Annotated in this window: 12 protein-coding genes and 1 tRNA gene; 10 read left to right on the top strand and 3 right to left on the bottom strand. The window is 62.2% G+C overall.

Features of this window, described 5'->3' with window-relative positions:
• The first annotated feature begins 128 nt into the window (after positions 1-128).
• Positions 129-596 carry a hypothetical protein gene (locus GXB81_RS29505; protein ID WP_205991061.1) on the top strand — a complete coding sequence of 156 codons (468 nt, stop codon included), beginning with the start codon at positions 129-131 and terminating at the stop codon, positions 594-596.
• A 150-nt stretch (positions 597-746) separates the two neighbouring features.
• On the opposite strand, the gene GXB81_RS29500 is transcribed toward GXB81_RS29505, so the two are convergent.
• Both GXB81_RS29500 and GXB81_RS29495 read right to left on the bottom strand, forming a co-directional pair.
• Entirely contained in the window at positions 747-986 is a 240-nt protein-coding gene (locus GXB81_RS29500) for a hypothetical protein (RefSeq protein ID WP_205991060.1), read from the bottom strand.
• 159 nt (positions 987-1145) lie between these two features.
• A complete protein-coding gene (locus GXB81_RS29495) occupies positions 1146-1430 on the bottom strand; it encodes a hypothetical protein (protein WP_205991059.1) in 285 nt (94 codons plus the stop codon).
• A gap of 173 nt (positions 1431-1603) precedes the next feature.
• Between GXB81_RS29495 and GXB81_RS29490 the strand changes: the two genes are divergently transcribed.
• The 8 genes from GXB81_RS29490 to GXB81_RS29455 are packed head-to-tail and all read left to right on the top strand — an operon-like array spanning position 1604 to position 7632.
• Entirely contained in the window at positions 1604-2860 is a 1257-nt protein-coding gene (locus GXB81_RS29490) for a phage major capsid protein (RefSeq protein WP_205991058.1), read from the top strand.
• 16 nt (positions 2861-2876) lie between these two features.
• Positions 2877-3431, top strand: coding sequence for an HK97 family phage prohead protease (locus tag GXB81_RS29485; protein ID WP_205991057.1), 555 nt, complete (start codon positions 2877-2879; stop codon positions 3429-3431).
• Positions 3428-4696 (top strand): phage portal protein, encoded by a 1269-nt coding sequence (locus GXB81_RS29480; RefSeq protein ID WP_205991056.1) that lies wholly within the window; start codon positions 3428-3430, stop codon positions 4694-4696. The genes GXB81_RS29485 and GXB81_RS29480 overlap by 4 nt, the downstream gene beginning before the upstream one ends.
• The gene (locus GXB81_RS29475) at positions 4686-4940 is read left to right on the top strand and encodes an HNH endonuclease signature motif containing protein (RefSeq protein WP_205991063.1); all 255 of its coding nucleotides are present in this window, start codon (positions 4686-4688) and stop codon (positions 4938-4940) included. The genes GXB81_RS29480 and GXB81_RS29475 overlap by 11 nt, the downstream gene beginning before the upstream one ends.
• Entirely contained in the window at positions 4937-5485 is a 549-nt protein-coding gene (locus GXB81_RS31940) for a P27 family phage terminase small subunit (RefSeq protein ID WP_205991055.1), read from the top strand. The genes GXB81_RS29475 and GXB81_RS31940 overlap by 4 nt, the downstream gene beginning before the upstream one ends.
• Positions 5457-7019 carry a terminase TerL endonuclease subunit gene (locus GXB81_RS29465; RefSeq protein ID WP_205991054.1) on the top strand — a complete coding sequence of 521 codons (1563 nt, stop codon included), beginning with the start codon at positions 5457-5459 and terminating at the stop codon, positions 7017-7019. The genes GXB81_RS31940 and GXB81_RS29465 overlap by 29 nt, the downstream gene beginning before the upstream one ends.
• 14 nt (positions 7020-7033) lie before the next feature.
• Entirely contained in the window at positions 7034-7318 is a 285-nt protein-coding gene (locus tag GXB81_RS29460; protein WP_205991053.1) for a head-tail connector protein, read from the top strand.
• The gene (locus GXB81_RS29455) at positions 7315-7632 is read left to right on the top strand and encodes a phage head closure protein (protein WP_205991052.1); all 318 of its coding nucleotides are present in this window, start codon (positions 7315-7317) and stop codon (positions 7630-7632) included. Before GXB81_RS29460 ends, GXB81_RS29455 begins: the two co-directional genes overlap by 4 nt.
• Positions 7633-7709: 77 nt before the next feature.
• Here the strand turns inward: GXB81_RS29455 and GXB81_RS29450 are convergent.
• Positions 7710-7785, bottom strand: a tRNA-Arg gene (locus GXB81_RS29450).
• A gap of 289 nt (positions 7786-8074) precedes the next feature.
• Here GXB81_RS29450 and GXB81_RS29445 point away from each other — a divergent pair.
• A partial coding sequence (locus GXB81_RS29445) for a c-type cytochrome (RefSeq protein ID WP_205991062.1) occupies positions 8075-8523 on the top strand: 449 nt, incomplete at its 3' end.

The raw sequence follows: 8523 nt of genomic DNA, 5'->3' as shown, positions 1-8523 counted from the left end.
TCTTCATTTGGAAACCTCCTGCGTGAGCTGATGGGCACGACGCATCCACTGTACAGGCAGTTGCAGATGCGCTCTGTCGCCTGGCTTCCCTTACCCGTTGCCGGGGGGAGGCGTCCATACCATCTAATATGGCGCGCTCCAAGTTCAAGAGCGACGCCAAGAAACGCGACGGAACCCGGTTTGCCGGAATTCCGTTCGTGGTTCTGGAGAGCGAGGCCTATGTAGGCCTCTCGGGTAGCGCCGTGAAGCTATTGATGGAGTTCGCGTTTCAGTACAACGGTGCGAACAACGGCAACCTCTATTGCACTTGGGAGCAGATGAAGCTGCGAGGCTGGAAGTCTCGAACGACGCTGAAGTCTGCGAAAGATGAGCTTGTGTCGGCTGGATTCATCTGCGAGACGCGCAAGGGTGCAATGCCAAATCGGGCAGCGTGGTATGGGCTCACGTGGCGCGATCTCGACATCACGGAGGGCCTCGACATCGCGGCGACGGCGTTTCCTCGCAGTGCATATGCGCACCGCCGTACTGACCCAGGGCGTGCGGGGCCGAAGAAAATTACCCCCCTAGTTCCAGTTTCTGGACTTAGGGCGGCGTGAATAGGTCCAGTTTTTGGACTTAGAGCATCGTTTCTAAGTCCACTTTCTGGAGCTATTCGGGCCTATTTTCGTCGCTTTCAGGTCCAATTTCTGGACACTATCTAGAACGACCATCTACCCATTGAATTTCTCAAACGCCATCGGTGCGGATCAAACCATTTGCTTTCCGTCTGCGCTCCACTTTCCGTAAGCTGTGTGCTTGTCGTGCGGCGGGTAAATGCTAATGGACTCACGCACCTCACATTTCGCGATCAGCTTGTCTTGTGCGTCGAATACGTCGTATTCGGTGATGTCGGTATCTTGGCTTTTGCGGCTCTGGTTTTTGAAGCTCGTCTGGACAATCTTCATCGTATGGTCCAGTCCAAGCGCTTTCATGTGTTCGGCTTCCATCGTTGGCCTCCATTTGATTAGGCGGTCATTCTAACAATGGCATTTATCCAGCGTCGCAGCGAAAGTTATCCACAGGGGTGCAAATCGACTCGCAAAAGGGTGCAATATCTGCGCGCACCAGGTAGGGCACTCCACCACGAATGCCCTACCGCTCAAACGCTACGCGTTATCTTTGAGCCATTGATTGCAGTTGTCCGGCAAGTTCCACGACGCCCAGTTCGTCGGAGTCGCCACCTTCATCACCAGCAACTTATCACCCTTGCCGAGATGGGCGTTCAGTGCGTCGCGGATCGTTCCAGCATCCTTGTTCGAAGTGATGTTCACCAGCCAAGTCGAATCCAGGCAGTGCCACCAACTACCGAGACTTTTGATGGCCTCCTCCAAATTGTCATAGGCTGCGCCATCTTTGTGATACAGGTCATACCCAATCATGAACACCGTCATTTCTTTGGCCTCTCTCACATACGTTTTTTAAAAAACACCCCTCGGGTGTTGTATAAATATTACATGAGTTGTAAGCAGAAGTTCAGGGCAGTTTTACCTTCTTTTGCTCTCTGTTAACTACCAAAGAAAGGGAGTATATGGAGAGTTACCTTAACTGAACGGGTAACTCTCTGATGAAAAAGCTCCACGAAATTCGCGAGGCCAAGGCCGCGAAAGTCAAGCTGATGCGCGACGTTATCGCGAAAGCTGACACCGAAAAGCGTTCGCTCAGCGCGGACGAACAAGCGACGTTCAACACGCTCAAGACCGAAATCGAAGGCCTTGAAGGCGAAGAGCAGCGCGCGCAGTTCATGACGGACCTCGAACGCCGCATGACGGGCGACCGCGTGACGGAAACCGACTTCTCGAACGTGGAGCGCCGTGTCGTGCTGCTCGACGTGATCCGCGCCGGCATGGAAGGCCGCGCACTCGACGGCGCCGCCGCCGAATTCGCGCAGGAAACCGAGCGCCGCACGGGCAAGAAGGCCCAAGGCTTCTACGTGCCGATGGCGGCATTCGACACGCGCCCGGTCGAGCAGCGCGACGCACAGACCACGACCACCGCGGCAGGCATCGTTCCCGACGACTTCCGCGCGGATCAGTTCATCGGCCCGCTGCGCAACGCGCTGGTGATGCGCTCACTCGGCGCGCGCGTGCTGACGGGCCTGCGCGGCGACGTGGTGATCCCGAAGTACAAGAGCGGCATGACGGCCGGCTGGGTGGCGGAAAACGAATCGCTCTCGACCTCGGGCATGTCGTTCGATGACCCGGTGACGCTCAAGCCGCGCCATGTCGGCGCGCTCACGGAACTCTCGCGCCAGCTCATCCAGCAATCGAGCCCGGACATCAACGGCCTGGTGCGTGACGACCTGTCGGCGGTGATGGGGCAGGCGCTCGATTCCGCGCTGCTGTCCGGTGACGGCGTGAAGCAGCCGCTCGGCCTGCTCAACATGACGGGCATCCAAACGGCCTCGCTCGCGACGCCGGATTGGGAGGGCGTGCTGCGCATCATCGAGAAGCTCGACCTCGTGAACGTCAACGGTGGGCGCTGGCTCTCGAATCCGAGCGTGAAGCGCGTGCTCGCAGCAACGCAGAAGGCGGCCAACACTGGCATCTATCTGTCGGACGGCACGTCGATGGCGGGCTACCCGTTGGTGACGACGAATCAGGTTCCGAACAAGGCGGGTACGCCGGCAACCGGCCGCCTGCTCTTCGGTGACTTCACGCAGCTCATTCTCGGCATCTGGTCGGAAGTGGACATTCTCGTGAACCCGTATGCGCAGGACGCGTTCAGCAAGGGCAACGTGCTGGTACGCGCGATGATGACGTGCGATCAAGCCGTGCGCCACCCGGAGGCGTTCGTCTCCGTCGATGACGTGTCGATTGCCTAACGCAGGGGGCGCGCAGATGGAAATCGAAATCCGTTCAGGTGAGGGGCTGCGCGCCCTCTCGCGCGGCAAGGTCGGCGGCTACGCGGCGCGCTTCAATAGCGCGTCCGCAGACCTCGGCGGCTTCACCGAGATCATCCGGCCCGGCGCGTTCGCGGCATCGCTGCGCGCGGGCGTCAACATTCGGGCGCTCTATCACCATGACGACCTTTCCCTACTCGGCACGACGCAGGCCGGCACGCTGCGCCTGCGCGAGGATGACAGCGGCCTGGCTTTCGAGCTGGACCTACCTGATACGAGCTACGGCAACGATGTTGGCGTGCTGGTAGAGCGCGGCGACATTGCGGGCTGCTCTTTCGGCTTTCGTGTCGCTGCCGGTGGTGATCGGTGGGAGCAGCGCAGTAATGGGCTCGTTCGCGAGCTGCTGGCCGTCGAGCTGCGCGAGGTGACGCTGACGCACGATCCTGCCTACCGCGACACGAGTGTGGCGGTGCGCAGCATGCCGCGTGGTGTTGGCGGCGCTGGCTCGGACGTGCTGGCAGTGACGCGCCTCTGGCTGGAGACCATCCGATGAGCTTTGTCGATCGCGTGATGAATCGCCTCGGCTTCGAGCGCCGCGCCGATGGCGACAACTACTGGCAGAACTTCGGCACGCTGCGCGGCAACGGCATGAGCCCGCATCAAGCGCAGTCGATCAGCACGGTGTACGCGTGCGTCCAGTCGATCAGCGAAACGATAGCGAGCCTGCCGCTGTTCCTGTATCGCCGCACCGACGATGACGGCCGCGAGCCCGCGAACGATCATCCGCTGTACAAGGTGCTCCACGACACGCCGAACCCGCAGCAGACCGCGCTCGAATTCCTCGAGCAGATGCAAGCGAGCGTGCTGCTGCGCGGCAACGCCTATGCGCGCATCGTGCGCGGCTGGGACGGTCAGGTACGCGAGCTGTGGCCGATCCATCCCGACCGCATGTCGGTGCTGCTGCTCCAAAACGGCAATCTCGGCTACGAGTGGACCGACCGCAAAGGCAAGCTGTATCGCTCCACGCAGGACGAGATTTTGCACCTGCGCCACCGCACCGACGATGGAATCCTCGGCGTGTCGCCTATCACGGCGGCGCGTCAGGTGCTGGAGCTGGCCGCCGCCGAGCGCGACCACGGCAACGCGACATTCAACAACGGCACGCGGCTGAGCGGCATCCTGAAGTTTCCGCAGAAACTCAAGGATGGACAGCGGACCGCGCTCAAGTCGTCGTGGGATAGCCAGTATGTCGGCGGCGCGAACGCAGGCAAGACGGCGATTCTGGAGGAAGGCGTCGATTACCAGACGATCAGCATGTCGCTCGCGGACGCCGAATGGATCGAGGCTCGCCAATTCAGCGTCGAGGAAGTGTGCCGCCTGTTCCGTATGCCGCCAACGATGGTCGGTGATCTGCGCTTCGGCAACTACTCGAACAGCGTGGAGCTGGCGCGCCAGTTCGTCACGCTGACGCTGCGGCGCTATCTGGTGATGTGGGAGCAGGCAGCAGCCCGCTCGCTGTTGAGCGACGCCGGCGCGCGCACATACTTCGCGGAGCATAGCGTCGAGGGTCTGCTGCGCGGTGATGCCGTTGCTCGCGCAACGTTCTATCACAACGCGATCAGTGACCGATGGATGACGGTCGATGAAGTCCGCCGCCTCGAAAACCTGCCGAAGATGACCGATGCCGAACGCGCTCAAGCAGCACAAGCCCCGAACCCTCAAGCCCAAGTACCTCACGCTCAAGCAACGCCAGGGGCAACGTACCCTAGCACTCAACGGGGCAGCATGGCAGCGCCTGCGGCGTCTGGTGCTGACTGAGCAACCGCTTTGCCCTGAGTGCCAGCGCGAGGGGCGCATCGAGCCCGCTGTCGATGTTGACCACATCGACAACGATCCCAGCAACAACGAGCGCAGCAACCTGGTTGGCCTGTGCCATTCGCACCACTCAGCAAAGACTCGGGCATGGATGAACGGTGGCCGCCGCATGGTGCGTGGCTGCGATGCAGATGGTATGCCGCTCGACCCCGAGCATCCGTGGAACGTCCCGCATTGTGAGAAGTGAGCGCCGGATTGCTTAAAGAATGTGCAATTTTCAGCATTGTTACGCGATCCGTCAAAATCGCGAGCTTCAAACTGGCCCGGACCGCACGTTCAGAGTCGCGCACGCCGCCGCAGTTGACGATTTTCAGTGTTTTTCGCTTTTTTGTTACGAAAATGGCAAATAAACCCACTCCAACGGCGCTCAAAAAGCTGGCGGGGAACCCCGGAAAGCGCCCAATGAACGACCGCGAGCCACTGCCCGCCGGCCGGATCGGCGCATGCCCTGACTGGTTCCCCGCCGATGCCCGGCTGGAGTGGGACCGCATCGTGCCCGAGCTTGATCGGCTCGGCGTGCTTACGAGCGTCGATGCGGCGACCGTCGAGGCGCATTGCCTGACCTACGGCGAGATCGTGGCGACGGTCAAGGCTGGCGAGCCGCTGCGCGCCGCGCTGCTCGGCCAGATGCGGGCCTACGCCGCCGAGCTGGGCCTGACGCCAGCCGCACGCGCGAAGCTGGTTGTTCCTCAAGGTGGCGACGATGACCCCGCAGACGAATTCTTCCGCTGAGTTCTGGTACGACGAAGAGGCCGCCGAGCGCGCGGTGCGCTTCTTCTCGACGTGCCTCACGCACTCGAAAGGCGAGTTGGCCGGACAGCCGCTCGCGCTGTCGGACTGGCAGGCCGAGCGCATCATTCGCCCGATGTTCGGATGGAAGCGCGCGGATGGCTCGCGGCGCTATCGCACGGTCTATGTCGAGATCCCGCGCAAGGCGGGCAAAACGACCATTGCGGCGGGCGTCGCGTTGTACCTGCTGCTGGCAGACGGCGAGAAGGGCGCAGAGGTGTACAGCGCCGCCGCCGACCGCGATCAGGCCGGCCTTGCCTTCGAAATTGCACGCGAGATGGTCAACACGTCCCCTGCGCTGGACAAGCGCGTGAAGGCGTACAAGCGAGCCCTTACCGTGCCGAGCACGGCGAGCAGTTACAAGGTGCTGAGCGCGGAGGCGTACACGAAGCACGGCCTCAACGCGAGCGACATCATTTTCGATGAGGTCCACGCCCAGCCCGATCGCGAGCTGTGGGACGTGCTGAACACTTCGACCGGCGCGCGCCGGCAGCCGCTCACGTTCGCGATCACCACGGCGGGCTTTGACCGGCACTCACTCTGCTATGAGCTTCACGAGCACGCCGTGAAAGTCAACGCGGGCATCGTCCAGGACGATTCGTTCCTCGGCGTGATCTTTGCCGCCGACGATGCCGACGACTGGAAAGACCCGGCGACGTGGCGCAAGGCGCACCCGGGCCTCGGCATTTCGGTTCAGGAATCGTACTTCGAGCAGGAATGCAAGAAGGCTCAGGCCATGCCGAGCTACGAAAACACGTTCCGCCGACTGCTGCTGAACCAGTGGACCGAGCAGGACACGCGCTGGCTGTCGATGGACGTGTGGGACGCGTGCGCGGGCGACATTCCCGAGCTTGAGGGCGCGACCTGTTACGCCGGGCTCGACCTCTCGACCACGACCGACATTAGCGCGCTGGTGCTGGCGTTCCCTGTCGGCGGCACGGTGTACCTCATGCCGTTCTTTTGGGTGCCGGCGGAGAACATCGAGAAGCGGGCGAAGAAAGACCGCGTGCCGTATCCCACATGGGCCAAGCAGGGATTCATCGAGCCCACGGACGGAAGCGTGATCGACTACGACACGATCCGCCTGCGCATCGGTGAGTTGGCCGAGCGATACCACATCAAGGAAATCGCGATCGATCGATGGAACGCCACGCAGCTCGCGACGCAACTGGCCGGTGACGGCTTCGAAATCGTTGGCTTCGGCCAGGGCTTCGCGAGCATGAGCGCGCCGACGAAGGAACTGGAGAAGCGCCTGCTCGGCAAAGAGATCGCGCACGGTGGCAACCCGGTGTTGCGCTGGATGGCGTCCAACGTGGCCGCCGAGCAGGACGCGGCGGGCAACATCAAGCCGAGCAAGGCAAAGAGCACCGAGCGAATCGACGGCATCGTGGCGGGCGTGATGGCACTCGGCCGCCTCATTTCGAATGAGGACGACCAGACGAGCGCCTACGACGAAGGCGCATTCACGTTCGTTTAACCAACGGGAGAAATATGGCAATCACGCTTGAAGAAGCACTTGACCACATCCGGCAGGACGCCGGAATCGAGGACGCCGCCGTACAGGCAATGATCGACGCGGCGACGGCTGCCGCGTGGGATTACCTCGGCGTCGATCTGAGCGACGACATGCCCGCGCCAGTGCGCGCCGCGATCCTGCTACAGGTGGGTGACCTCTACGAGAACCGCGAGGCGGGCGCGCAAGGGACCGCCGGGCAGTATTTCGTGAACCCGACCTATGAGCGCCTGCTGAACCCGTATCGGGCGATGGCGGTATGAGAGCCGGTCAGCTACGGCATCGAGTAACGATCGAGCGCCGCGTACAGGGTCAGGATGAGCTAGGGCAGCCGATTGACAAATGGCAGGCTCTCGGGCTTGTCCCCGCGTCGGTCGAGCCGCTCAACGGCCGGGAATACCTCGCGGCAGGGGCGGAACAGTCCGAAGTCACGACTCGCATTCGGATTCGTTACTTCGCGGGCCTGCGATCTGACGACCGGGTAACGCATGACGGGACGCAGTACGACATCAAGTCAGTGATCGACCCGCAGACGAGAAAGCGCGAGATTGTCCTGATGTGCGCGTCCACGGCGTGATCGGCCCTCGCGCGGCCCTAGTGGCTGTCGGCATCTGTTTTGCGGGGAGAGGATCGGGCGGAAACCCTTGTCAGACTTGGCGCGCCCGGCTGGGATCGAACCAGCAACCCCTGCCTTCGGAGGGCAGTACTCTATCCATTGAGCTACGGGCGCTTCACCACGGGGGAAACTACGCGAAAGCACTGCAACCAGAACGGCCGCAACGCCAAAGCGAGAGACCGCAAGGATACCCGGTTTCATCCGAACCGTCCACCGGACGGCCGGCGAGGCGCACCGCGAAGCCATCCGGGTGGCCGCCCCGCTTCGGGTAAACGCCTGCTGAACACCGTTCGGGCCGCTCGCCGCCGCCGAAATCTTGCGTCTATAATCGTCCGTGGCTGATAAAGAACAAGAAGTTGCCGTCGCGCTGTACCGCTCACATACCCACGGAGACGAGACAAGCATGAGCGAAGCACCACACGGAGCCCCGATCAAAACCCCTGCACAGCTCATCGCCGCGGTCATCGCCGGGTTTGCTGTGCCGATCGCCATCATCGTTCTGCTCGCGGTCTACGTCGATAACTCGACGCGCACGGGCGCCGGCACCGACTCCCTCTCCGACGCCGAAGTCGCCGCCCGCATCCATCCACTGGCGCAGGTCGAAATTCGCGACGCCAACGCGCCGCGCGTCTACAAGAGCGGCGAGGAAGTCTATAAGGCCGTCTGCTCCGCGTGTCACGCGTCGGGTGCGGCCGGCGCGCCGAAATTCACCAATACCGCCGACTGGGCGCCGCGTATCTCGCAAGGTTTCGACACGCTCTGGCATACCGCCTTGAGCGGCAAAGGCGCGATGCCGCCGCGCGGCGGCACGAGCCCCGACGATTACAGCGACTTCGAAATCGCCCGCGCGGA

It is taken from the genome of Paraburkholderia sp. Ac-20336 (assembly GCF_017105025.1).
Taxonomy (GTDB): Bacteria; Pseudomonadota; Gammaproteobacteria; order Burkholderiales; family Burkholderiaceae; genus Paraburkholderia.
This window is presented reverse-complemented; position numbering and strand designations above follow the sequence as displayed.

Coding starts and splice junctions, on each gene's coding strand:
- GXB81_RS29495 (WP_205991059.1), bottom strand. CDS start 1,430: ATGACGGTGTTCATGATTGGGTATGACCTGTATCACAAAGATGGCGCA.
- GXB81_RS29500 (WP_205991060.1), bottom strand. CDS start 986: ATGGAAGCCGAACACATGAAAGCGCTTGGACTGGACCATACGATGAAG.
- GXB81_RS29505 (WP_205991061.1), top strand. CDS start 129: ATGGCGCGCTCCAAGTTCAAGAGCGACGCCAAGAAACGCGACGGAACC.
- GXB81_RS29455 (WP_205991052.1), top strand. CDS start 7,315: ATGAGAGCCGGTCAGCTACGGCATCGAGTAACGATCGAGCGCCGCGTA.
- GXB81_RS29460 (WP_205991053.1), top strand. CDS start 7,034: ATGGCAATCACGCTTGAAGAAGCACTTGACCACATCCGGCAGGACGCC.
- GXB81_RS29465 (WP_205991054.1), top strand. CDS start 5,457: ATGACCCCGCAGACGAATTCTTCCGCTGAGTTCTGGTACGACGAAGAG.
- GXB81_RS29485 (WP_205991057.1), top strand. CDS start 2,877: ATGGAAATCGAAATCCGTTCAGGTGAGGGGCTGCGCGCCCTCTCGCGC.
- GXB81_RS29490 (WP_205991058.1), top strand. CDS start 1,604: ATGAAAAAGCTCCACGAAATTCGCGAGGCCAAGGCCGCGAAAGTCAAG.
- GXB81_RS29480 (WP_205991056.1), top strand. CDS start 3,428: ATGAGCTTTGTCGATCGCGTGATGAATCGCCTCGGCTTCGAGCGCCGC.